We start from the raw sequence: 22,755 nt of genomic DNA, 5'->3' as shown, positions 1-22,755 counted from the left end.
AAGCCATGCCGCATCGTCTCGTATCGCCACGCACCGCCTCCTATCAGGAGCTTGATGTAATGGTTCATGTGCTGGACGGCGCGGACATTCTGATCCATCGGTTCGAGGGCACCATCACCCATTGGTCGATCGGCTGCGAAAACATGTACGGGTGGACCAGGGAAGAGGCTGTCGGCGAAAAAGTATACGAGCTTCTCGCAACCCGGTTTCCGGAGCCGGTAGACGAGATACGAAACCAGCTCAAGCAAAGAGGGTCCTGGCAGGGCGAAATCGTACACCGCCACAAAAGCGGGCATGAGATCCACACGGCGTCGCGCTGCGTGCTTGTGAACCTTCCCGATGGCGACCTCGCCATCATTCAGACCAACAGCGACGTCAGCGCCCTGAAGCAGGCTCAGGACGCGGTCAAATCGCGCGAGGCCCACCTGAGTTCAATTCTGGACACCGTGCCGGACGCCATGGTGGTCATAGACCACAAGGGAACGGTGCTTTCGTTCAGCAAGGCGGCCGAAAAGCTGTTTGGCATGCCGTCCGAACAGATTTGCGGGCGCAATGTCAGCACCCTGATGCCGAACCCCTACCGCGACGCCCACGACGGCTACATCGATCACTATCTCGAGACCGGCGAGAAACGCATTATCGGCTATGGGCGTGTCGTCACCGGGCAGCGGGCCGACGGCACCCAGTTCCCAATGGAACTCCACGTCGGGGAAGCTACTGCGGACGGCCAGCGCATCTTTACGGGTTTCGTCCGCGATCTGACAGGTCGCTTCAAGATCGAGGAAGACCTCCGCCAGGCGCAAAAAATGGAAGCCGTCGGACAATTGACGGGAGGCCTGGCGCACGACTTCAACAACCTTCTGACCGTGATCAGCGGTAATCTGGAGATGATCGAGGACAAGCTGCCTCCCGGCAAACTTAGAGACATCCTCCGGGAGGCCCAGGACGCGGCAGCCGACGGCGCTAAGCTTACAGGCCAGTTGCTTGCTTTCGGCCGGCGTCAGCCTCTTAACCCGAAGCATGCCGACCTCGGCCAGCTTGTGACAGGATTCTCGGACTTGCTTGGCAGAACTCTCGGAGAGGACATCAAGCTCACTACGACGATCGCGGGATCCGATCTGAACGTCGTGGTTGACAGCTCGCAGCTTCAGAACGCAATTCTCAATATCGCTCTCAACGCGCGCGACGCCATGCCGAAAGGCGGCAGCCTGACCACCGAAATCTCGCGCGTGCACCTCGATGCCGACTACGCAAAGATGTATCCCGAGGTTCGCAGCGGCAATTTCGTGCTCATTTCCATGACCGACACGGGAATTGGGATGACGGAAGAAGTGAGGAAGCATGCCATTGAGCCCTTCTTCACCACAAAGGAAGTAGGATCGGGAACGGGACTCGGGCTGAGCATGGTCTATGGCTTCGTCAAGCAGTCCGGCGGCCACCTTCAAATCTATAGCGAAGCTGGTCGAGGCACGACGATACGGATCTACCTCCCCGCCGTGACCGGATCCAAGCTACAGGAATCTGGTCTGCAGGCAGAGAAAAAGGAGAGCCCGCTTCCTCGAGGAAACGAGCTGATCCTGGTTGTGGAGGACGACGCTCGTGTCCGCCGGGTAGCTGTCGCGCGGCTCGGCGATATGGGATACGCGGTGCTTGAAGCGGACAACGGCCGTGGAGCACTCGAAATCCTGCGCAAAAACGAGGAAATCGCGCTTCTGTTCACCGACATCGTCATGCCCGGCGGCATGACCGGCGACGAGGTGGCGAGGGAGGCTCGGACCCTTCGGCCGGACATCGCCGTTCTCTTCACGTCGGGCTACTCAGAGCCGGCCCTTGCAACGACGGACGTCATTTCCGGTGCTCAATGGCTTCGCAAGCCCTATACCGCGCGAGAACTGGCTTCCATGATTCGCGAGCTTCTCGATCGGCGCTGATAGGCGCGGTTGCCCATTGTTGATCGACACACCTATGCTTCGTAACATTTTGGCAACCCGGATGCGGCAGCCGGTGCCGGGAGCGCGGCTTCACGTTGACTGGTGAAATTACCGGACTGCTTGATCCAATTTCGCCGGTGCCGATCTCCAACCGACAAGTCACGGAACCCGTCACCTCTTCAAAGAACACTGGCCCGTTCTCGACGCCAGGCCGCGACCCTCGCCCTGCCGAAATGGTCGAAGTGCCTCCGATTGATCGTCAGACGCACTATTCCGCTGCTGCGCCCAATGACGCCATAATCAAAAGGCCGAGCAAGCGTCGGCGGAGCACTGTTCTTTCAGGCAAATCCGATCGATGACGTTGTCCGTTCGAAGTCGGGCTCAGTCTTGAAAAATTGATTTTATCCAGGTTTGACGAGCATCAAAGAGCGCTGCGCTGCCATGTCCTAGAAGTGTCCCCGAGGCCAAATCCGGCCCCGCAAACAGGAGACATGAAAATGCGTTTGAAATTCGGTCTGATCGCTGTGGCTGCAGTTCTTGTTACCTCGGCGGCGCCGATGATGGCTGCCGATCACCAAGTTCAGTTGCTCAACAAGGGCGCCGACGGAGTAATGGTATTCGAGCCGGGCTTCGTCAAAGTCGCTCCAGGAGACACTGTCACTTTCGTCCCGACCGACAAGAGCCATAACGTTGAAACGTATAAGGGTCTCATTCCCGAGGGCGCAACCGAGTTCAAGTCCAAGCCCAACGAGCAGTTCCAGGCCACGTTCGACGAGCCGGGTGCATATGTCGTCAAGTGCACGCCGCATGCCGGCATGGGCATGGTCGCGCTCATCCAGGTGGGTGAGAAGCCGGCGAACCTCGACGCCATCAAGACTGCCAAGGTACCGAACCCGGTGCGTAAGCGCCTCGATGCCGATCTCGCGCAGGTTACCCAGTAACGCAGCTTGAAACAGCGGGTGGCGGCAGAACCGCCGTCGACCCGCCGACTGGACCTATGACAATGATCAAGCATCTCATGCTGGCTGCCATCGTTGCTGTCTGAGGCGCAAGCTTCGCCAACGCGCACATAACGCTGGAGCAATCCCAGGCAACCTCCGGAAAGGCCTACCGGGTAGGTCACGGTTGCGAGGGCAAGGCAACCATCAAGATCCGGGTAAAGGTACCCGAGGGACAGCTCTCCGCGAAGCCCATGCCGAAGTCCGGCTAAACCATCGAAAAAGTCCACGCCGCTTACAAGAAGAGCTACGACCTCTACGGAAAGCCGGTGAAGGAAGGCGTCAGCGAAATCGTCTGGAGTGGCGGGAGTCTCGCGGACGACGAATATGACGAGTTCGTTTTCCGGGCAACCGTGGCCAAGGAGCTGCCGCTCGGAACCCGCATCTACTTGCCGGTTGTCCAGGAATGCACCGATGGCGCCGTGGAGCGCTGGATCGAAATTCCAGCGGCAGGGAAGAATACCGACGACTACGAGACCCCCGCGCCGTACTTCGACGTCGTCGAGCAGCCGCGTTCGTGATCGGATTGTCGCTCATGTGGTCAAGGATTCCGAATTGGGCGACGTTCATCCTTTCTGTCCGAGCAGCAGCCCTGCTGCTCGTCCTGGCGGCACTCGGCGGCCTCCTGCTGGCGAGCGCGCAAGCTCACGCCGTTTTGAGGAGTTCCTCCCCTGCCAACAACGAAATTCTGGATCGGTCGCCCAGCCGGGTCGATTTCATTTCAACGAGGTGGTCAGACTCGTCAGCGCGAGTGCCACCGACGCTTCGGGCGACCGGATAGATCTGCAAGGAGATATCGCCGGCTCGGTGGTCCTATTGAATCTGCCGGGCTCGATCTCTCGCGGCACTACGATCGTAAGCTACCGGGTGGCGTCGGAGGACGGTCATCCGATCGGAGGATCCGTCGTGTTCCACGTCGGTACCCCGACGGCCACGTCCACCGAAGGTGTCCGTTTCGCCTCTGGCGATCGCGATCTGGGTCGTGCACGCCTCATCCATCATCTTTCTTGCTGTGGTCGTCGGGAGAGCATTGTTCGACCGATGGTTCGGCATTGGGAACCCCTCCCCGTCGCGACAAGATCTCGCTGCCTTCCTCGGCGTCCTGCTGTTCTCCACAAACATCTACCTTCAGGGGCTCGACGAAATTGGCGGCGATCTGAGACTAGCCGGCGTTACGGCCGCTCTCTACGGGCGAAGCGATGCCTCATGGCTGAAGACATCCAGCAGGCGAAAGCAAAGCCGCCGTTGCGAGATTACGGATACCTCGGGCAAAATCCTTGCCGTGGTTCCAGCCTATCGGTGAGCCTGCCGAGACTTCGTTTCGGACAAACATTCTCTAGCTGAGTGCTCTGACCGCCAACTTCTCCGAATGATCTTTGGCGAATCCTTGCATCGCCTCAGCCGTGCGCGAGCCGAAACGCGACCCGATCACCGCAAGCGTCGCCGCCTCCTCAGCGACTTCACCAATCGTATTTTGAACGTAGTCCGACGTCACCTCGAGAGCATCGTTATGATCGACGCTTTTAGCCAGATCTCCAAGAAAGCTCATCCACGACTTGCCCCAGCAGGTCGCGAACATCATCGCTTCGGATTGACAACGCAGCGCTGCGGCAATCGACTCGAGTTGGAGTTGAGTGCATAGCTTTGCGAAGCTCTCATTTCCCGAGGGGGGATCGAACGACGAATTTCCGAAATGCTCTAAGATCACGGGGAACCTCCTGGTTTGAGGGAATTTCGGTAAGCCTTGGAACGTTAATCTTTTATTCCGCTACGGCCCGACAGCGATCTCACTGAAATCCCGTAGAAGACGTGCGGTGGCGCCGAGAGCACTGGCAGTTCGGCGGGCTTTAGAGACCCTATTTCCCACCAGTCGGAATGCTGCCTCAGCAGCGACCAGGCATGAACTCTTTCGTCATGCCTGAAACTATCGTCTGGAAACTCTTCGAATTGGCCCTCGATGACGACGCTTGTCCATCCGCCCCCGCTCGCCAGACGCTCGACGTGCAGACAGACCTTGTCGTTCGCCCGCATCCAGTCAAGCTTCCTGCCTGGCATCGAAAAACTGTAGGCCACGTTTCCCGCAAAGGCGAAGTAGATTGCCGCAATATAAGGCTGGCCATCCCTGCAGCACGCCAGGTGTCCGAAGCGCGCGTGTTCAAGGATTTCGTAGCATTCCGCGTGGCTCAACTCCCGTAGCGCAAATGCCATGAAAGGATCCTCCTCATTATGGTCACGGGAGGGATGCTAACGCTCCGGTGGCGTCGCGTCTTTGATCGAGCGCAACGGACATCCGGAAATCGGCTCGACCATTCCGCATCGACGAAAGCTGGATTGTCGTGAAAAACCGCGATCGGGCTGCGACTGCCACCAAACGACAGGCATTCTAAGCTGCCTCGATGACGGCCACAGACACTGGCTGCGCGTCCTGTCTTTCCAATGCTTTCAGGATCTGGCGAACGATTTCCCGTTCCGCTTTAATATGCCGACGCATGGAACAGAAGAACGAGCGTAAAAGATAACCAATCGCATCCCAGGAGAGATGGCATCGTCCCGCCTTCAGCGCGCAAATCGCGTCGACGACTTCCTGCGCGGCGTCGGCATCGAACAGTCTGCTCGTCCTGCGGCGCTCGACAGCCTCCGTCAGCTCGTCATCGATCATGATCAAACCCAGGTGCGATGAAACGACTCGCGCCTCCAGCAGATGCGTTGTGCTGAGAAGGGGAACGAGACCGTGGATGATGGTCTCGCATAGTCTGTCTTCGACATGGCAAGGCAGGAAGTCGGCGATGGCTTCGAGTAGATCGCACCAGCCCATGAGCTGCCCGTAGCAGGCCTCGAGCTCGGGAAAATTTTCCGTAAGAATGTTCGTCATGTCCTATCTCTGCAGAAAAGGCTGGTGGCGATCGCAATGGCCAGGACGGCGGTCACAACGCCGCAGGACGCCCATACGAAAGAGCGCTATCGCAAACGTCACGATGACAGGGGTCGCTATCGACAGTCCGATTTGAGCATCAGTCATCCGGCTCTCCTTTTCGGCGACAATAGGAGGTCCCCGGAAGACCTTCTTTGAGATCGATCAAAGATGGATTGAGTTAAGCCCCGACCTCTCATCTGGGGCTGCGAACCTGGTCATCATCGGAAAGGGCTGGCAGACGACAGACCGCTCGGCAGCCGAATTTTAAGAGCTGCGTCATCGGGAAGACGCTCCCAGGTCCAATCGACCTCCGTGATAATACGCAGCCGTATGACACGACGCCGACCTGTCGCATCGCTCTCCGCCGGGATTGGATGAGGTCCTGTTTGCGTTCCCGCAAACACACGATGCCATCGCGGCCCCAAGCTCACATCATGACTTCGACCGACGTTAATCAGGATGTGCACGGCCGAACCGCGTCGGACGGCGGCGACCTTCTTGTGTGGATACTTGCGTGGAGCGAACTAGCGGCATTCGGTGCGCTGCTGACGGCCTATGTCATCGCCTCGTGGATACACCCCGATGAATTCGCCAAGGGAGCGGCGAGGCTTCATCAGACGCTCGCCCTCGCCAACACCATTATCCTCCTGACCAGCGGGTGGTTTGCGGTAAAGGCCGCAAGCTGCTGGCATCAGCGGAGCCAGTGCCTGATGTTGCTCGGAGCGGCGGGTGGCGGCTTTTTATTTGTAGCGCTGAAGCTTTATGAATATCGGCTGGAAGGAGTCTCGCTGCTTGCCGCAGACACTTTCTCGCAACTATATCCTCTGATCACCGGCTTCCATATAGCGCATGTCCTGTTCGGGGCGTTGCTGCTCGTGCTCGTCGCCCGCTTCCCGTCACCTCAGAATGTACATTTGTTGACGACGCTCTGGCACGTGATCGATATCGACTGGCTGGTGATGCTTCCTGTGGTCTGTCTTCTATGAATACAGGGCGTGCCAGCACCCGTCCTTCGAGGGCGTTTGCCAGCTTCTGGCGCTTACATCGTATGTTTCAGCCGCCGGGCACGTTCAGGCGGCGATGCCGAAATTTGCGTTCGCGGTCATCGTCACAGTTATCGGAGTGTGGAAAGTGCGCTTCGTCGTCCTCGACTTCCTGGGAGAGCGACAACACCACTCTCCAATTGGGCGGGCGCTTGTCGCCTGGGCAAGTGCCGTGCTCGCCATCGCGCTGACGAAGGCTCTAATGGCTTAACCTGACATCGCGTTCTCGCGGTTTCACATCGAACACATGCCACAGGACGTGGCACTCGCCGACATTGCCCGAATAGAACTGAGCCGAGCCACCGCGGCTTGCGTCATTGAAGCTTTTCCAGGCATGAAAGAGCGGTACGTCCGTCTGAGCCTGGCTATCCTGGCATGTAGACGAAGAGGGAAGCTTCCATTCGTCGAAAGCGAAATTGAGCGGCTGGTCCAGGCAGTCCTCTCGTCGCCCTTGGATCAGCCACTCGCCGACAGCGTGCGGCCCGCGTTCAGGGCCGCCCCCGTGGGCTAGCGATCTGGCCAGACTTCAAACAGTTGGACGACCCCGGCGCGTCGGACCGCGAAAACCTGCCGTCCGAAGGCGGCGATCAGCAGACTGCCAGCCGACCATCTCAAGAGGCCCGACGGGCAAAGGACGCCGACGACCGCAAGCGCAACCCCTTAGTTATCAACCGCTTCTAAAAGATCCTCGCCATGGCGAGATGGTCAACGTCGACCGGCCAACGGACGATCGTGAGGACGAGGACGCGAGCGCATCCGACGAACTTGATGAGATCACTCGCCCCGCTGCGCACGAGCTTGCGACCTCCATCCTGGTCGACGTCTCCCTATCCACCGATTCCTGGATCGACAATAGGCGGGTTCTCGACGTTGAAATGCAGGCCCTCGACATCTTTGCCCGCGGCCTTGACGCCTGCGGCCATAGCTTCGCGATCCACACGTTCACCTCAAGGCGACGCAACTGGGTTCGGGTCGAAACGATCAAAGGATTCAGCGAAAAATTCTCCGCCGCCACCGCACACCGCATCGCAAGCCTCAAGCCCGGCTACTACACGCGCATGGGCGCCGCCATCCGGCACGTTTCCACGCAGCTCGACCGGCACGGAACGCGGAAGAGACTGCTGCTCATCCTGACGGACGGAAAGCCCAACGACGTCGACAACTACGAGAGCCGGTTCGCGCTTGAAGATTGCCGGAAGGCAGTCATGGAAGCGCGTGGCAGAGGCCAGGCAGTGTTCGCAGTGACGGTCGATCAGAACGCCGGCGACTATCTGCCGGTCATCTTTGGGCGCGAAGGGTTCTCCCTGGTCTCCAACATCGCTAAGCTTCCGAGCGCGCTGCCATCGATTTACCGCAACCTGACGACCTAGGTCAGGACGTCCCACCGGCTACGCCAGGGCACAGATCGACGTACCCGGCGGTGCCAGGGCGCCGGGAGAAACAGCGTGTCGATGGACGGTGAGGAAATTGCCATTCAGGCTCTGCGCGGAAAGCCCCCGAAGCCGGGAGCCGTCGATGGGAGGGTCGGGCGCTTTCGCCCGCGCTCCAGGACGACCCGTCGCATCAAGCGGCCTTGCTGTGACTACGCCCCAAAGAACCGAAGTAGGCGTCAAACGCAGCAGCCACGGCCCGAACCATGAACCGGGCATTCTTGCTAACGAGCACGCGGCTTCCGTCGACGGTCACCACGCCATCGGAAACCAGAGCGTCCAGCCGATCGTTCCGTTCGAGCAGAAGGCGCGGGTCATACCCGGCCGTATTGCTCAACGCTCCGAAGTCAACTTCGAAATCGCACATGAGCCGTTCGATAACAGCCGCCCGGAGCTTGTCCTCCGCGGTAAGGACGTATCCTTTCGCGGTGGGAAGAACTCCGGAGGAAACCATCTCGGCGTAGCGGCCGATCGCGACATGATTCTGGAAATATCCAGCAGGCAGGCGACCAATCGCCGAAGCGCCGAAACCGATGAGGGTATCGCAGTCGTCGGTCGTATAGCCCTGGAAGTTGCGGTGCAGCGTACCTGAAGCGGAAGCGACGGCGAGTTGGTCGTCCGGCAATGCAAAGTGGTCGAGGCCGACGCGGACATATCCGGCGGAGACAAGTTCAGACGCGATCGCTTCTGCCTGCTCGTTACGTTGCCGGGCGTCGGGAAGTGCTGATTCGTCGATCAGACGTTGATGCTTTTTGAAAGCAGGAACGTGTGCGTAGCCGAACACGGCGAACCGTTCGGGGCGAAGCTTCACCGCAAGCCTCACCGTATCCACGCACGACTGGACAGTCTGATGAGGCAGGCCGTAAATCAGGTCGAAGTTCGTGCTCGTCACGCCATGGGCGCGCAGTCCGACGATTGCCGCCTGTGTCTGGCCGAACGTCTGGATGCGATTGATGGCTTTCTGAACAACCGGATCAAAGCTCTGGACGCCAAGGCTTGCCCGGTTCACCCCATTTTCTCCGAGCGCTAGGATCATCTCGCTGGTCAACGTTCGTGGATCGATCTCGACCGCGACAGTGCAGTCGTTTTCGAAGGCGAAACTATTCGTAAGCGTCATCATAAGCGCTTTGAACTCGTGCGGCTTCATGATCGTTGGGGTCCCTCCGCCAAAATGCACGTTCTTGACGGGCAAATTGTTTCCGGCAGCCGAAGAAACCATTCCAATCTCTTTGGTCATCACCTCAAGGTAGTCGAGGATCGGGGCGTCCTGCTTGGTGATGGTCGTGTGGCAACCGCAGTACCAGCACATGGATCGGCAGAAGGGGATGTGCAGGTACAGCGAGGCCGGCCCCGTGCCCCTCAAGCCAGCCAGGCCGTTCGAATATTCCTGCGATCCGACGGCATCAGAAAAGGCGGGCGCTGTTGGATAGCTGGTGTAGCGGGGTAGTCGGGCGTCGCCGTATTTGTCGACAAGGGCGTCGGACATTTTCGCATCCTCAAAAAAGCGTGTGATGCGTTATGCGCCTTGGCGAGCGCCTACTCGTTGTCATGGATCAATCACGCCGCGAACAATTTGCCGAAACGCCCAGCCCGCGCTGTGCCAACCGTATGCGATAGAGCGCTAAAATCTTGGGAACTCGCACTCGCCAACTCTCCTGCGAACGTGGATCCCAATACAAAGAGGCACGCATTTCAACAGCCGGCGTTCTTCTTCGCCGCCAACAAGAAAGGTCATGCCAATGGTCCAGCTTCGTGAGCTTGACGTAGGACAGATCCTGCGAAATGGCGGGATGCCCTTCCAAACGGGACGCCGCAGATGCCGGCAACTGATGTGACGAAGGAGCAAGTTTTCGCCGCGTTGCGGGAGATTGAGGGTCCGGAAGTCGGAACGAACCTTGTCGACCTTGGGCTGATCTACGAGGTCGATACGACAGAAGCCGGCGTCGTCAAGATCGAGATGACCACGACTACCCGCTTCTGTCCGGCGTCAGCCTTCATCATCGAGGCAGTCAAGACCCGCGTTGGGACGATCGCCGGCGTCGGCGAAGTAGTCATCGATCTAGTCTACGAGCCTCCATGGTCGGCCGAAATGGCGACGCTATTTTCCTTCAAGCAACCAAGCGTAAAAATTACGGTCGGACGCAAGCCATGAACATCGATCTCAAAGGCCTGGTGCTTGACGCAACCGACCTGGCCGGACGTTTCGGATTGTCGCCCGACGCGCTTCGTAGCCAAATGCGGCGAGGTCTGGTTCGCGGAGTGGTCGAGGCCGGCGTTGGCGAAGACGCCGGGAGGACTCGCTTTTCCGTGCGCTTCGGAAATCGGGTCTGGATTGCGGTCGTTGGCATTGGCGGTGAGAGTCTGAGCGAGGAAATGAAATTCGTCGCCTCCGCTGTGCCTCGGGTTTCAAGCGTTTCGTGCAAAACGGGCGGATAATCACAGCTAAATAACGATCAAGTCCAGCGCCTGCTGCCAGATCCATATTCCACACGTACTTCGTCGCGGGAGGCATGGCAGCAATAGAGGATGCCTGGTTCATCCTCGGTTTCGTTCCAAGGTCGACAGGGTGTTCGGCAAGGTGCCGGAGGCCGGCGGACCCTCACTCGTCTATCGGGTATCTTCGAGCATGAGTGCCGTAATCAGATACCCAACGCCCAGCATGCTGGCGAACAGGTACACGAACAAACCCTGCGCGACGTAATAATCCGTCGGACTCGCTGAGTACATTCCGGCAAACCTGTTGTTCCAAACAACGAACCCGACCGCACACCCCAGCCCAGCACCGGCTGCGAGGCGGGTGAGCATGAATGAAATCAACCGAGGCATCTCGCGTCTCCATGGTCTCCGCGCTCAACGTATGAGCGCTGATCAAGTTCCGGTGGCAAAAGGCGCCTTCGATCAATTGGGGTGGCGTGTGCCGGACGGCGTTCTTGATCAAATTGCGGAGCGCGTCTCTCAACAAGGCTGGGGCACCCCGCAGCAGAGCGGACTCGACCTGCGAAGAGAACTCCAGTGAATGGTTGTTCTCATAGACCATGGAGCGAGTTGAGCCACGATAGACGAGCCTAGCTCGATGAGGTCGATGTCTTCGAAAGTGCTATGGTCAAAACCGTCCAACCGCGCGAGAGCGGTGAGCGGACCGACGAAGCGAACGAGATCGTCGAGATTGGCCTCCGCCTGCCTGGCGCGGGGATGGTCTATACGGCCGAGTTCCAGCTTCAAAACCGCAAGCGGCGTGCAGATCTCATGTGCAATCCCGGATGTTAGGATCTTCTGTGATTTCATTAGCTCTCCGACCCGCTCGAAGGCGCGGTTGACCGCGATCACAACATGGGCGACACATTTTGAAGCGAAGCGCCCGGACTCGTGACCGTCAAGTACCACGAGGAACACTCTTTAGCCGTTTCCCCTTGATATTCGATCGGTACAATTCTATGTAGTTAGTGCTTCGCAAGAAGACATGGTGCTAAACCTTTTGTGCAATAGATGTGCAGGACGCGGCTTCGACGCCGCCGCCTCCACCAACAACCGCCGGCGCGACGGCTGTTGATGGGGGCGACATGGGATCGACTGGCATTGAAAGACAAAAGCTGTGCTCGGCATGATACCACCGTTATCGGGTCAAAATAGTAGTTGCAAACGACAACTATGCGGAAGCTCGTCTCGCTGCTTAATCGCAGTGTGACACTTCAAATCAAGCCCTTGGGGTTCGCACCTTAAGGCGGGGTTCGGAGGTACCTGGCAACAGAAACCTCCACCTTTCCCCTCTCTGTCCTGCTGCCTTTGATTGAATGACGCTATGGTGATGTGGACTAAAATTAGTCAACGAGTAGCTATCTTTTTTCCTATTTTCAGACACTTATCTTGAACTAACAATCGTCATGTTCTCATAAGCGTTGGTACCCGGCGCCTCCACCAAAAACCGGCGGCCGCGAAGGCCGGCTTTTGATGGGGGCGAAACAGGATCGACAAGGGTGCGTGACACTTCAATCAAAGTCCTAGTGGTTCGCACCTCTAGGCGGGGTCCGAAGGCACGTGGCAACAGAAGCCTTCACCTTCTCCCTGCCGCCGAAATCATGTATGCTGCTGAAAAACGTGACTCGGCTCCGGTCTTTCCCAAGGCGCCCGGACGTGGCATATAACCTTGTGAAAAGACTTCCGAACCGACGAAAGACAGGAAAAGCATGGGGCAGGATCATATCCGCTACGACATTCTGGCACAGGATGCACTTCGCGGCGTCATCCGCAAGGTTTTGGCGGAAGTCGGAGCGACGGGCCGCCTGCCCGGCGACCATCACTTCTTCATCACCTTCCTCACAGGTGCTGCCGGCGTACGCATCTCCCAGCACCTGAAATCGAAATATCCCGAGCAGATGACCATCGTCATCCAGCATCAGTTTTGGGATCTGAAAATTACCGAGTCGCATTTCGAGATCGGCCTTTCCTTCTCCGACGTCCCGGAAAAGTTGGTCATCCCGTTCAATGCGATCCGCGGCTTTTACGATCCCTCCGTCAACTTCGAGCTCGAATTCGACGTGCCGCTCGCCGATGGCGAGGAATTACCGTCCGGTGAAATCACCGCGTATCCCGTCGACGCCGCAGCAAAGCCCGATGAGGCCGCGGGCGCAAAACCCGGCGATGGCGAAGAGAAGAAGCCGGGTTCGGTCGTCTCGCTCGACTCCTTCCGCAAGAAGCAGTGATTTGAAGGGAGGCCAAGCCTCCCTTATTCATAAGGATTAAGGGGCCCGCATGAGCGCCGAAATCGTCAATCTCCGCCAATTCCGCAAGAAGCAGGCCCGCTCAGAAAAGGAGGCGCAGGCCGAGCAGAACCGCATTTCCTTCGGCCGCACCAAGGCTGAGAAGCAACTCACCCGCAGCATGAACGAGAAGGCCGACAAGACCCATCGCGACGGCCGGCTCGAGACTGATGACGACGGCGCGTGAAGCTTTCACGCAAAGCTTGAGCCGCCGGAATACAGTGTGAAGATTTTTTATGCATGTCGTCGTCCCGGAACCGCCGCACACTTCCGGGCGACATGCATTGAGATCAGCCACTTATGCAGCTTCCTTGAATCGATCTACCAGCCAATTAGACGTGAAGCCGCTTCATGATACGCAAGCATTCTGCGACGTTGCACGGCCACCGTACCAGTTTCTCGCTGGAAGACGAGTTTTGGGACGAGTTGAAGGCGATCGCCGCAAGCCGTTCGATACCGCTTGCCGCTCTCATTTCCGAAATCGATGACCATCGGCCGTCGGACAGCAACCTGTCCTCGGCGCTGCGGCTCCACGTGCTGGCCTGGGCGAAGGCCGGCGCTGGCCGCGGATTATAATCAAATTCCATGCATTATCATTGCGCCTGAACGCCCGGCACCTGGTCAAAATTGAGCGAACCGGGCTGCGGCCCGCCGCGCCGGGCCGCTTCCGCGGCGGCCCTCGCCTGTGCATCCGCCTCGTCTTTGGCCTCCGCCGCGCGTGCAGCCTCCGCTTCCGCGAGAGCCTTCTGCGCGGCCGCAGCCTGCGCCAATGCGCGCAGCCGCTCTTCCTCCGCCTGCCGTTGCTGCTCGATTTCGGCCGCCCTGACGCGCTGAGCGTCATTGAAGCGGTAGAGCGCCGCCTCGCGGCGCAGCCGCTGCTTTTCGAGCACGATCGCCTGCAACCGCTCGACGCGCCGGCGCTCGCGCTCGAAGGCGCGCAGCGACAGGTAGCTGGTGATATCGGTCACATCCATCGTCTTGCCGGGCGACGGCAGCATGCCGGAAAAATTCAGCCTGAGCGACGGCTCGGCGCCGGACAGCGCTTCCGTGCCAGGATTGAGACCGACGCCTAGCGTCGCGCTGATCCGTTCCTCCGGCAGCGCGATCTGCGCATCGGCGGTGATGCGGGCGAGATCGTTGGCGACGGTGACATTCTGCACGCGCAGTGTCCCGTCGGTGATATTGAAGGGGATGCCGAGCGGCGGCAGCTTCGCCTCTCCGTTGCTGAGCAGCGTCTCGATAATCGGATGCACCTTGCCGGCATTAATCTGCTCCTGCATCGTATCGGTCGCGGCAAGCAGCGGCGGAAGGATGGCGAGGTTCAGTCCGCGTATGCTGGTCTCGCCGAGCCTAAGTTCGCCCGAACCGTTCAGCGAACTGGCAATCTCGCCAATCGTCTTGCCCGAAGCCTCCATCGACAGCGACAATCCGAATTTGCCGTTGGCGATCGGCGCGCCGTCGCGCAGCCAGACGACGCCGGCAACATCGGAATCGGCAAGCGCAAGCTTCGTCTGCAGGAAACCGGTGCCGTCGGCATTGGTGAACAGCAGATTGCCGGAGAGCTTTCCGCCATCCCAGTTGCCGGCCATGTCGTTAAGCTGCAGCTCATCGCCCTTGTAGGCAACGTTGCTGGTAAAGTCGGTGACCGCCGTCTCCGGCAGACCGGGCCAGAACTGCTTGGCGGTCAGCTTCACGTTGACGTCGAGATCCTTGAAGACGGGCAGCCCGAGCGGCGCCGTCGTCAGCGCGCCGTTGGCGGGATCAACGATCTGGCCGAACACTGCCTCGCCAAGCCAGCCGGCATCCGCCTTGGAGAGCGTCAAGTCGCCGGTCGCGGTCGTCTTCGCAGCCCTCCGGTCGAAGCTCAGCGCGCCTGAAAACTCGTTGTCGGCCGCATGCCCCTTGAGATCGGAAAAGACGATCTTGTCGCTGTCGACGCGGGCATTGACCTGCAGGCCGAACGGCAGCCCGGCTCCCGTCTGCGGCAGGGCGATCCCGTTCATGATGAGATAGGGGTCGATATCGGCGCTGTCGAGCGAAAGCGCGATCTTGCCGTTCATGAAAGTTTCCGGCCGGACATCGACTTTGCCATTGGCTGTAAACGAGGTCCGGTCGGTCGCAAAGGTTAGCGCCGCATCGGCGGGATCGTTACCTGATGCCTTCACCTTCAGCGTTAGGCGGCCGTTGGCGCCGACATCGACCGGCAGCGGATCGAGCCCGGCCTGGCCGAACAGGATCGACGGCACGGCATTTTCGAGCGTCGCCTCAAGGCTCGTCGTACCGTTGCCGGTCAGCGCCAGCAGGTCGGACATGCGGTAATCGAGATTGACGCGGCTGCCGTTCGCCACACCGGCAAGCGTCACCGTCAGCGCGTTGCCTTCGTCGCCGCCGAGCGTCAGCGCGCCGCGCAGCGCCGTGTTGCCGTACCAGCCGGCATTGCGCACCAGCCGGTCGAGCACCGGGTGATGCGGCAGGTGCTCGCGCAGCATGGTGAAAAAGCCACCGGGATCGGCCGATTTGAAGGTGATCTCGCCGGCGCCCTTGTAATCGAGCAGCGAGCCTTCCGCCCTGCCCGTCGCCGTCAGTTCAGCGCCTGCAATATTCTTGATCGACAGCCGGTCGACGGCAAGCTCTCCGTCGGCGATCGTGAAGGTGGTCTCGACATTCTCGGCATCGACGCCGAAGGCAGTGAACTTATCGGCCTTCAGCTGGGCGGCGATCTTGTGGTCGAGCACGTTGTCGCCGGCATCCTGGCCGGTCATCAGCCCGCTCAGCGCCTGCAGCGCATCGAGATCGAGCGTGTCGCCATTCAGGGCCACCGATAGGGTCGGCGTCTGGCCGGAGATCGCCTGTCGCTCCAGCCTGCCCTTCAGCGTCGCCGGCCCCATAGCGATCTCAAGATTTTCGAAACGCTGCAATTCGGGTGTCAGGCTGACATTGGCGGAAAAGCCCGCCTGCCGCAATTGGCGGATGGCCGGATCGACCGAGCCGGCAAGCCAGGAGGCAAGCCCGGTCGGCTGGCTGGACGCCACTACGATCTGGCCATTGAACGAGGCTTCGCCCTGCAGCAGGAGTTTGCCTTTGCCTTCCACCTGTGTCCGCCCCGGCAGCGTACCGGTGGCGCTGTCGATCATCCAGCCGGTACCGGCCGGTTCGAGCTCCAACTGCACGTCGCGCAGCGTCGTATCGCCGGCGACGATCGCCGGCAGCTTGACACTTGCCTTGCCCGGCACCTGCGGGATCGGCACCTGTGCGATGACATCAATTAGCGAATTCAGCCGCTGGCGCGCCGAAACCGCCGGATCGCGGGTCGTTTTGCCGGCCTCGCCCTGATTGCCGATGCGGTTGACGTCGATCTGCTGCCCGTCGGCGGTCAACAGGAATTCCGGCGCATTGCCCGTATCCAGCGTCGCCTCCCCGGTTATGACGTAGGGATCGTCCGTCGGTCCGATCTCCATCCGATATTCGGGAATGCGGATGCGTTCATTGGTGAGCTCGAAGCGGCCCTTGACGCGCGGCGGCTGCTCCTTCTTGTTGGCGGGCTTGGCGCTGTTGCCGCTTTCGATCGCCGCTGAAAGCTGCCCCTGATAGTTCGGCTTGCTGTCGACGAGCTTCAATTCGCCATCGAGATCGATGCTGACGGGGTGCTTGTCCGGCGAAAGCTTCGTGCGCATGCGCAGCACGCCCTTTTCGTCGGGCTGGCTGCTCGAGATCAAAAAGCTGCCGTGCTCGCCGTCAAGCGCCGCATTGCCCTCGATGCGCCAGGGGCCGGCCAGCGACTTGGCCGACATTTCCGCATTGAGGCCGGTGATGCGGCGTGAGCGGCCGGACTGGTCGTCGATGAACTCGACTTCGCCGCCGTTGACATGCACGTTTTCGAGAACGACGTTTTTCGCGGGTATTTCGGCGCGGCTGCCGCGCATCCAGTCGAGCGTGCCGTCCTTGAGCAATCTCAGGCGCACCTTCGGATTGACGACGCGCATGTCGAAAATCAGCGCCTCACCCGACAGGAACGGCGCGAGCTCCGCATCCATGGAGAACTGCTCGACCTTGACGATCGGCGTGCCGTCCGCCTCCTGGCCGACGCGCACGTCATGAAGTGTGACCGACGGAAACGGCAGGAGACGCGCATCCACCGTGCCGTAGACGGTGACCTTCTTGCCGATGATGCGGCTTGCCTGATCCTCGAAATTCTTGCGGAAATCCGTCCAGTCGATGAACAGCGGCGCAAGCAGCGCCACAAACAGCACTACGACGATCACTCCCCCTAGAAAGACGAGGAACCGGCCTACCAACGCAAGGATTCTCCATTCAGCATTCTGTTGCCGACACTAGCGCTATTCATGCCGGGGGCAAGGCCCAAGTTCATGAGAATATTCCGTTTTCAGCTCTGGTGGAAAATCTTGCCGGGATTGAAGATATTGTCCGGATCGAGCGCCTTTTTCACCTGTCGCATCAGATCCACCGTGCCCCCCAGCTCTTGTTCGAGGAATGCCATCTTGCCTTGCCCGATCCCGTGTTCGCCGGTGCATGTCCCGTCCATGTCGAGCGCTCGCCGATTGAGCCGCTGCACGAAGCTCTCGGCCTTGGCGATGTCTTCGGCGCTTTTGTCATCGAACAACAGCAGCACATGAAAGTTCCCGTCGCCGGCATGGCCGACGATCGGGCCGAGCAGCCCCTGGGCCTCGATATCGGCCTGCGTTTCGGAAACACAATCGGCAAGCCGCGATATCGGAACACAAACATCCGTCGAAAGTGCGGCAAGCCCGGGCGCCAGCGCCCTTGCCGACCAGTAGGCATCGTGGCGCGCCTTCCAGAGCTTGGTCCGCTCCTCGGCATTGGCGGTCCACAGGAACTCGCCCCCGCCGCATTCCGCCGCGATCTCGCCAAAGGCTGACGATTGCAGCGGCACCGTCTCGTCGGTGCCGTGAAATTCGAGGAAGAGCGTTGGGCTTTCGGCATAGGAAAGCTTGGAATAGGCATTGCAGGCCCGCATCTGCACCGTATCGAGCAGCTCGATGCGCGCCACCGGGATGCCCATCTGGATCGTCATGATGACGGCGTCGCAAGCGGCCTTGACGCTCGGAAAGGCGCAGGCGCCGCCGGCGATCTTCTGCGGGATCGCCTGCAGGCGCAGCGTCACCGAGGTCAGGATGCCAAGCGTGCCCTCGGCGCCGACGAAGAGCCGCGTCAGGTCGTAGCCGGCGGAAGATTTGCGGGCGCGCCGGGCCGTGCGGATTTCCTCGCCATTGGCGGTGACGGCGGTGACGGCAATCACATTGTCCTTCATCGTCCCATAGCGCACGGCATTGGTGCCGGACGCCCGGGTCGAGGCCATGCCGCCGATCGAGGCATTGGCGCCGGGATCGATCGGGAAGAACAGGCCGGTATCGCGCAGATGGATGTTCAGCGCCTCGCGCGTCACACCCGGCTCCACAGTGCAGTCGAGATCCTCGGGATTGACCTCGAGCACCTGGTTCATACGGCTGAAATCGATCGAAATACCGCCATTGGCGGCATTGACCTGGCCCTCCAGCGAGGTCCCGACGCCGAAACCGATCACCGGCACCTTGTGGGCCGCACACGCCCTGACCGCCGCCTTCACGTCTTCGGCGCTCTCGGCAAAGAGCACACCATCCGGCAGCTGCGGCGGGATATAGGTGGTCGTGTGGGCATGCTGTTCGCGGAAGGACTGGCCGGTCTGGAAGCGCTCGCCGAAGCTCTGCTTGAGAATGCCGAGCACAGCTGATATCCCCGCCTCGTTCCGTGTACCGGCCTTCGCGTCCTTCAACGCCATCCCTTTGATCTCCCTGCCATTCCACGGGGCATGTCGTGTCCCATGGGGTCAGGCTGGGTATGCGGCAAGTCAAAGCGGCTGTCCAGTTAAGATTGGGAGAAGATCTCATTCCCTTTTTGTTATACGCCGGTCCGCCGCCTTAAGCGCGTCACGATCTTTCAGATTCGCTCTTGGCGCCTTAGCCCTTTGTTTTCCGCACGTCATAGTCGCAAACGCGTTGCACACTTTTGCGCGACATGCTCAGACGATCGGCGGATTGAGCCGCGCGAAACCCTCTTGCCGCCGGTAGGGAAAATAGGGATAGGGCGCTGTTACAGCGCTGACGGCGTCGAGCTTTGCGATTTGCTCCTTCGACAGGCTCCAGCCGACCGCGCCGAGGTTTTGCCTGAGCTGTTCCTCGTTGCGGGCGCCGATGATGACGCTCGATACCGTCGGTCGCCCAAGCAGCCAATTGATGGCGATCTGCGGCACCGTCTTGCCGGTTTCCGTTGCGATGGCATCCAGGACCTCGACGATGTCGAATAGCTTCTCGTCGTCGACGGGCGGGCCATATTGCGCCGTCTCGTGCAGCCGACTCTCCCTGGGCAGCGGCTGGCCGCGGCGGATCTTGCCGGTCAGCCGTCCCCAGGCGAGCGGGCTCCAGACGAGGGCGCCGACGCCCTGGTTGGCGCCAAGTGGCATCAGCTCCCATTCGTAATCGCGCCCGGCCAGCGAATAATAGACCTGATGGGCGACGTAACGCGGATGGCCGTGGCGCTCGGCAGCGGCGAGCGACTTGATCAGCTCCCAGCCGGCAAAATTCGAAACGCCGATATAGCGGATCTTGCCTGAGGAAACGAGCCCGTCGAGCGTCGACAGCACCTCCTCGACCGGCGTCGAGGCATCGAAGGCGTGCAGTTGCAGGAGGTCGATATAGTCGGTCCCGAGCCGGCTGAGCGCAGCCTCGGTGGCACGGATCAGCCGCGCCCGCGACGTTCCCCAGTCCTGCGGCCCCTCGCCCACCGGCAGCGCTGTCTTCGTCGAGATCAGCACGGCGTCGCGTCGGCCGCGGATCGCCTGGCCAAGCACCTCCTCGGAAGCGCCGGCCGAATAGACGTCGGCGGTGTCGAAGAGATTGACGCCGGCTTCGAGGCAGATGTCGACGAGCCGCCGCGCCTCGTCCGCCTCGGTATTGCCCCAGGCGCCGAACAGCGGGCCGCTGCCCCCGAATGTGCCGGCGCCAAAGCTCAACACAGGCACTCTGAGCCCGGATGCACCGAGATTTCTGTAGTCCATGGATCTGTCTCCTTTGTTTCCACTGAGATAGACCTCGGCCGCCTGGTGATATAGATTGCCTATTAGCAAATCATCTGTGACTTAAATTCATCATGAGCCGTCAGGACATCAACCGCTCCGGCGAAATGGAGGTCTTCGTCAGCGTCGTCGAGCGCGGCGGCTTTACCGCGGCCGCCCTCGCCCGGCGCATGACGCCGTCGGCCGTCAGCAAACTCGTCGCCCGGCTGGAGTCACGCCTCGGCGCCCGTCTTGTCAATCGCTCGACGCGAAAGCTGCAGCTGACGCCGGAGGGTTGTGCCTTCTACGAGCGCAGCGTCGCCATCCTTGCCGATATCGCCGAGGCCGAGCGCCAGGCATCATCAGGCGAACTGGCTTCGGGCCGCATTCGCATCAACACCAGCGGCTCCTTCGGCAATCATGTGCTGGCGCCGCTGGTGCCGGCCTTCATGGCGCTTCATCCCGCCGTGGCGCTGGATATCTCCCATACCGACAGGATCGTCGACCTGATGGAGGAGCGCGCCGATGTCGCGATCCGCGCCGGCCCCTTGAAGAGTTCAAGCCTGATCGCCCGCAAGCTCGGCGCCACAGGCAAGATCATCGTCGCCTCGCCGGATTATCTCAGGCGCCACGGCGAGCCGCGCAGGGTCGCCGATCTCCGCCGCCATTGCCGCATCGGCTTTTCCTATGCCCGCGCCGTCGAGGGCTGGCGGCTACGCGAGGACGGCGAAACGATAACAATCCCGATCACCCCCGGCGTCCAGGTGGGAGACGGCGAAGCCATGCGCCACCTCGCTTTATCGGGCGCCGGCCTCGCCCGTCTTGCCGCCTTCACCGTGCGCGCCGACATCGATGCCGGACGCTTGATGCCGGTGCTCGATGAGGCCAATCCCGGCGATCTCGAAGAATTCTACGCCCTCTACATGGGCCAGGGCGGCCCGCTGCCGGCGCGCGTGCGCGCCCTGCTCGATTTTCTCGTCGGCCATGTGCATCTTTGATAAATCCCGTCCAAACCGTTCGGCAACATCTAGCGATGATATGAAAAAACAATAACTTGAAGCGGCCGGATGAATCGGTTTGGCATCCCGGGGCGGCGAGACGCCAGATTTCGCAATTGACCGTGCGCCTCGCGCCCACCTATACCGGACCCGCGCCAGCCGGTCCTTGCAGCCGGCCTCTCTTCGTCATGCCGGAGCCTCCTCCCATCTTCAGCCTCAGGGCTTGGCACCGGCCGGGAAAGATATGGGGATCATGCCATTAAGCGACGCACGCCGCCTGCTGCGCGATGCCGGCCTGCCGAAATGGGCGCTGCTGCTGGCGCTCTCCACCGCTCTCGTCGTCTTCCTCGAACTCTTCGTCCTACCGGCCTCGCTGCTGATCGGGCCGATGGTCGCGGCCATCCTGCTGGCGCTGACGGTCGGCAAGGGAAAGCTTCGCGTGCCGCTCTGGCCGCTGCAGTTCGGCCAGGTTCTTGTCGGCCTCATGATGGCGCGCACCATCACCCCTGATATTCTCGGCGCCATGGCGAAGGACGCGCCGCTCTTCCTGCTGTTCGTCTTCTCCGTCATCGCCATCGCCACCGGCCTCGGCTGGCTTCTGACGCGCTGGCAGGTGCTGCCGGGAACAACCGCCGTCTGGGGCTCCTCGCCGGGTGCCGCCTCCGCCATGGTGATCATGTCGGAGGCCTATGGCGCCGATGCCCGCCTCGTCGCCTTCATGCAGTATCTGCGTGTCGTCTTCGTCGCCGTCGGGGCCTCGGTGATCTCGCGCCTCTGGGTGGCGGCTGACGGCGGTGAGCCGCCGCCGCTCATCCTCTTCCCCGCAGTCGATTGGCCGGCCTTTATGGCGACCATCGCCTTTGCCGGCTTTTGCGCCTATGGCGTGCGCCGCCTGCAAATCCAGGGCGGCATGATCATCGTGCCGCTCTTTCTCGGCGCCTTCCTGCAGGGTGTCGGCCTCTTGAAGATCGAGCTGCCGATGTGGCTGCTCGCCATCGCCTATGCGCTCGTCGGCTGGAGCATCGGCCTGCGTTTCACCCGCCCGATCCTTGAGCACGTAGCCCGCGCTCTGCCGCGGGTGTCGGCCTGCATTGTGCTGCTGATGGCGCTCTGCGGCTGCATGGCGGCAGCCCTTCATATCTTCGCCGGCATCGATCCGCTGACGGCTTATCTCGCCACCAGCCCCGGCGGCGCCGATTCCGTCGCCATCATCGCCGCCTCCAGCGATGTCGACGTGCCCTTCGTGATGGCGATGCAGACCGGCCGTTTCCTGGTCATTCTGCTGATCGGCCCCACGCTCGCCCGCTTCATCGCCCGCCGCTCCGGCCTTGCGGAAAATCCTACCTAGCAGGCTGCTGAAAATCGTTTTGCGTTACCGTATAGCATGGCGGTGGGTTTGATTTTTAACCGGATTGCCGGTGGATATGCGCTGATCGAGGGCAAGGCGGATGATGTTGTAGGCGGCAAGGGCGAAGGCGAAGGCACACTCTGATCCGCGTGGTCTTCTTGGGGTCGCTTCTGCATACGGACAAGCAGCTCAAGGGCATTTCCGGCTATTCACAAGCTGACAATGCCTAACATGGAGTGGTGTCCGACTTTCATGTCGGACACCACG

The 22,755-nt window shown here is 60.6% G+C and carries 19 protein-coding genes, 1 other RNA gene and 4 pseudogenes; 15 read left to right on the top strand and 9 right to left on the bottom strand.

The window, feature by feature from the left end:
• Positions 1 to 5 precede the first annotated feature (5 nt).
• From OS035_RS31490 to OS035_RS31470, 5 genes and pseudogenes are all read left to right on the top strand, one after another.
• Positions 6 to 1,931 (top strand): hybrid sensor histidine kinase/response regulator, encoded by a 1,926-nt coding sequence (locus OS035_RS31490; RefSeq protein ID WP_097628298.1) that lies wholly within the window; start codon positions 6 to 8, stop codon positions 1,929 to 1,931.
• Positions 1,932 to 2,428: 497 nt separating this feature from the next.
• On the top strand, positions 2,429 to 2,872 hold the full coding sequence (locus OS035_RS31485) for a pseudoazurin (RefSeq protein ID WP_097628297.1): 444 nt from the start codon (positions 2,429 to 2,431) through the stop codon (positions 2,870 to 2,872).
• A gap of 128 nt (positions 2,873 to 3,000) precedes the next feature.
• Positions 3,001 to 3,450: pseudogene (locus OS035_RS31480) on the top strand (YcnI family copper-binding membrane protein).
• Positions 3,344 to 3,787, top strand: a pseudogene (locus tag OS035_RS31475) (hypothetical protein); the annotation flags it as partial. The pseudogenes OS035_RS31480 and OS035_RS31475, both read left to right, overlap by 107 nt.
• 88 nt (positions 3,788 to 3,875) lie before the next feature.
• On the top strand, positions 3,876 to 4,232 hold the full coding sequence (locus OS035_RS31470) for a hypothetical protein (RefSeq protein WP_239620452.1): 357 nt from the start codon (positions 3,876 to 3,878) through the stop codon (positions 4,230 to 4,232).
• A gap of 33 nt (positions 4,233 to 4,265) precedes the next feature.
• Here OS035_RS31470 and OS035_RS31465 read toward each other — a convergent pair whose 3' ends face one another.
• The 3 genes from OS035_RS31465 to OS035_RS31455 all read right to left on the bottom strand — a co-directional run bounded on the left by OS035_RS31465 (position 4,266) and on the right by OS035_RS31455 (position 5,801).
• Positions 4,266 to 4,637 carry a hypothetical protein gene (locus tag OS035_RS31465; protein WP_183777651.1) on the bottom strand — a complete coding sequence of 124 codons (372 nt, stop codon included), beginning with the start codon at positions 4,635 to 4,637 and terminating at the stop codon, positions 4,266 to 4,268.
• 44 nt (positions 4,638 to 4,681) lie between these two features.
• A complete protein-coding gene (locus tag OS035_RS31460; protein WP_183777650.1) occupies positions 4,682 to 5,137 on the bottom strand; it encodes a pyridoxamine 5'-phosphate oxidase family protein in 456 nt (151 codons plus the stop codon).
• A gap of 175 nt (positions 5,138 to 5,312) precedes the next feature.
• The gene (locus tag OS035_RS31455; RefSeq protein ID WP_183777649.1) at positions 5,313 to 5,801 is read right to left on the bottom strand and encodes a hypothetical protein; all 489 of its coding nucleotides are present in this window, start codon (positions 5,799 to 5,801) and stop codon (positions 5,313 to 5,315) included.
• 476 nt (positions 5,802 to 6,277) lie between these two features.
• On the opposite strand from OS035_RS31455, the gene OS035_RS31450 reads away from it, so the two are divergent.
• Both OS035_RS31450 and OS035_RS33640 read left to right on the top strand, forming a co-directional pair.
• Positions 6,278 to 6,829, top strand: a complete 552-nt coding sequence (locus OS035_RS31450; protein WP_310806348.1) for a cytochrome c oxidase subunit 3 family protein — start codon at positions 6,278 to 6,280, stop codon at positions 6,827 to 6,829.
• Positions 6,830 to 7,641: 812 nt separating this feature from the next.
• A pseudogene (locus OS035_RS33640) lies at positions 7,642 to 8,256 on the top strand (nitric oxide reductase activation protein NorD); the annotation flags it as partial.
• 193 nt (positions 8,257 to 8,449) lie between these two features.
• Here the strand turns inward: OS035_RS33640 and hemN are convergent.
• Positions 8,450 to 9,802, bottom strand: a complete 1,353-nt coding sequence (gene hemN / locus OS035_RS31440) for an oxygen-independent coproporphyrinogen III oxidase (RefSeq protein ID WP_183777646.1) — start codon at positions 9,800 to 9,802, stop codon at positions 8,450 to 8,452.
• Between the two features lie 330 nt (positions 9,803 to 10,132).
• On the opposite strand from hemN, the gene OS035_RS31435 reads away from it, so the two are divergent.
• Positions 10,133 to 10,468: a metal-sulfur cluster assembly factor gene (locus tag OS035_RS31435; protein ID WP_131711344.1), complete on the top strand. Its 336-nt coding sequence runs from the start codon at positions 10,133 to 10,135 to the stop codon at positions 10,466 to 10,468.
• The gene (locus tag OS035_RS31430; RefSeq protein WP_097628289.1) at positions 10,465 to 10,752 is read left to right on the top strand and encodes a DUF6522 family protein; all 288 of its coding nucleotides are present in this window, start codon (positions 10,465 to 10,467) and stop codon (positions 10,750 to 10,752) included. Before OS035_RS31435 ends, OS035_RS31430 begins: the two co-directional genes overlap by 4 nt.
• A gap of 171 nt (positions 10,753 to 10,923) precedes the next feature.
• Here the strand turns inward: OS035_RS31430 and OS035_RS31425 are convergent, their stop codons facing one another.
• The gene (locus OS035_RS31425) at positions 10,924 to 11,142 is read right to left on the bottom strand and encodes a hypothetical protein (protein WP_097628288.1); all 219 of its coding nucleotides are present in this window, start codon (positions 11,140 to 11,142) and stop codon (positions 10,924 to 10,926) included.
• Positions 11,143 to 11,224: 82 nt separating this feature from the next.
• Positions 11,225 to 11,655, bottom strand: a pseudogene (locus OS035_RS31420) (two-component sensor histidine kinase); the annotation flags it as partial.
• A 67-nt stretch (positions 11,656 to 11,722) separates the two neighbouring features.
• On the opposite strand from OS035_RS31420, the gene ssrA reads away from it, so the two are divergent.
• The 4 genes from ssrA (at position 11,723) to OS035_RS31400 (ending at position 13,649) form a co-directional block, all read left to right on the top strand.
• Positions 11,723 to 12,075: a transfer-messenger RNA gene (gene ssrA, locus OS035_RS31415) on the top strand.
• A gap of 425 nt (positions 12,076 to 12,500) precedes the next feature.
• Positions 12,501 to 13,016: an SspB family protein gene (locus OS035_RS31410; RefSeq protein ID WP_097628287.1), complete on the top strand. Its 516-nt coding sequence runs from the start codon at positions 12,501 to 12,503 to the stop codon at positions 13,014 to 13,016.
• A 49-nt stretch (positions 13,017 to 13,065) separates the two neighbouring features.
• Positions 13,066 to 13,260 carry a DUF4169 family protein gene (locus OS035_RS31405; RefSeq protein ID WP_097628286.1) on the top strand — a complete coding sequence of 65 codons (195 nt, stop codon included), beginning with the start codon at positions 13,066 to 13,068 and terminating at the stop codon, positions 13,258 to 13,260.
• Between the two features lie 164 nt (positions 13,261 to 13,424).
• Positions 13,425 to 13,649: a ribbon-helix-helix domain-containing protein gene (locus OS035_RS31400; RefSeq protein ID WP_097628285.1), complete on the top strand. Its 225-nt coding sequence runs from the start codon at positions 13,425 to 13,427 to the stop codon at positions 13,647 to 13,649.
• A gap of 17 nt (positions 13,650 to 13,666) precedes the next feature.
• Here the strand turns inward: OS035_RS31400 and OS035_RS31395 are convergent, their stop codons facing one another.
• The 3 genes from OS035_RS31395 to OS035_RS31385 all read right to left on the bottom strand — a co-directional run bounded on the left by OS035_RS31395 (position 13,667) and on the right by OS035_RS31385 (position 20,145).
• Positions 13,667 to 17,368 carry an AsmA family protein gene (locus OS035_RS31395; RefSeq protein ID WP_097628284.1) on the bottom strand — a complete coding sequence of 1,234 codons (3,702 nt, stop codon included), beginning with the start codon at positions 17,366 to 17,368 and terminating at the stop codon, positions 13,667 to 13,669.
• A gap of 89 nt (positions 17,369 to 17,457) precedes the next feature.
• Positions 17,458 to 18,870, bottom strand: coding sequence for an FAD-binding oxidoreductase (locus OS035_RS31390; protein WP_097628283.1), 1,413 nt, complete (start codon positions 18,868 to 18,870; stop codon positions 17,458 to 17,460).
• 240 nt (positions 18,871 to 19,110) lie between these two features.
• A complete protein-coding gene (locus OS035_RS31385; RefSeq protein ID WP_097628282.1) occupies positions 19,111 to 20,145 on the bottom strand; it encodes an aldo/keto reductase in 1,035 nt (344 codons plus the stop codon).
• A gap of 92 nt (positions 20,146 to 20,237) precedes the next feature.
• On the opposite strand from OS035_RS31385, the gene OS035_RS31380 reads away from it, so the two are divergent.
• Positions 20,238 to 21,140, top strand: coding sequence for a LysR family transcriptional regulator (locus tag OS035_RS31380; RefSeq protein ID WP_097628281.1), 903 nt, complete (start codon positions 20,238 to 20,240; stop codon positions 21,138 to 21,140).
• A 253-nt stretch (positions 21,141 to 21,393) separates the two neighbouring features.
• Positions 21,394 to 22,488 carry an AbrB family transcriptional regulator gene (locus OS035_RS31375; RefSeq protein ID WP_097628318.1) on the top strand — a complete coding sequence of 365 codons (1,095 nt, stop codon included), beginning with the start codon at positions 21,394 to 21,396 and terminating at the stop codon, positions 22,486 to 22,488.
• The last annotated feature ends 267 nt before the right edge of the window (positions 22,489 to 22,755 follow it).

The sequence above is a fragment of the Rhizobium sp. 268 genome, from assembly GCF_036571585.1.
Lineage (GTDB): Bacteria > Pseudomonadota > Alphaproteobacteria > Rhizobiales > Rhizobiaceae > Rhizobium > Rhizobium redzepovicii.
Note: the sequence above shows the minus strand (reverse complement) of the source record. Positions and strands in the feature narration are given on the sequence as shown.

Excerpts from the sequence above, each read along its gene's own strand:
- OS035_RS31455 (WP_183777649.1), bottom strand. The coding sequence starts at position 5,801 with ATGACGAACATTCTTACGGAAAATTTTCCCGAGCTCGAGGCCTGCTAC.
- OS035_RS31430 (WP_097628289.1), top strand. The coding sequence starts at position 10,465 with ATGAACATCGATCTCAAAGGCCTGGTGCTTGACGCAACCGACCTGGCC.
- hemN (WP_183777646.1), bottom strand. The coding sequence starts at position 9,802 with ATGTCCGACGCCCTTGTCGACAAATACGGCGACGCCCGACTACCCCGC.
- OS035_RS31490 (WP_097628298.1), top strand. The coding sequence starts at position 6 with ATGCCGCATCGTCTCGTATCGCCACGCACCGCCTCCTATCAGGAGCTT.
- OS035_RS31400 (WP_097628285.1), top strand. The coding sequence starts at position 13,425 with ATGATACGCAAGCATTCTGCGACGTTGCACGGCCACCGTACCAGTTTC.
- OS035_RS31425 (WP_097628288.1), bottom strand. The coding sequence starts at position 11,142 with ATGCCTCGGTTGATTTCATTCATGCTCACCCGCCTCGCAGCCGGTGCT.
- OS035_RS31385 (WP_097628282.1), bottom strand. The coding sequence starts at position 20,145 with ATGGACTACAGAAATCTCGGTGCATCCGGGCTCAGAGTGCCTGTGTTG.
- OS035_RS31380 (WP_097628281.1), top strand. The coding sequence starts at position 20,238 with ATGAGCCGTCAGGACATCAACCGCTCCGGCGAAATGGAGGTCTTCGTC.
- OS035_RS31375 (WP_097628318.1), top strand. The coding sequence starts at position 21,394 with ATGCCATTAAGCGACGCACGCCGCCTGCTGCGCGATGCCGGCCTGCCG.
- OS035_RS31390 (WP_097628283.1), bottom strand. The coding sequence starts at position 18,870 with ATGGCGTTGAAGGACGCGAAGGCCGGTACACGGAACGAGGCGGGGATA.
- OS035_RS31460 (WP_183777650.1), bottom strand. The coding sequence starts at position 5,137 with ATGGCATTTGCGCTACGGGAGTTGAGCCACGCGGAATGCTACGAAATC.
- OS035_RS31485 (WP_097628297.1), top strand. The coding sequence starts at position 2,429 with ATGCGTTTGAAATTCGGTCTGATCGCTGTGGCTGCAGTTCTTGTTACC.
- OS035_RS31450 (WP_310806348.1), top strand. The coding sequence starts at position 6,278 with ATGACTTCGACCGACGTTAATCAGGATGTGCACGGCCGAACCGCGTCG.
- OS035_RS31410 (WP_097628287.1), top strand. The coding sequence starts at position 12,501 with ATGGGGCAGGATCATATCCGCTACGACATTCTGGCACAGGATGCACTT.
- OS035_RS31405 (WP_097628286.1), top strand. The coding sequence starts at position 13,066 with ATGAGCGCCGAAATCGTCAATCTCCGCCAATTCCGCAAGAAGCAGGCC.
- OS035_RS31435 (WP_131711344.1), top strand. The coding sequence starts at position 10,133 with ATGCCGGCAACTGATGTGACGAAGGAGCAAGTTTTCGCCGCGTTGCGG.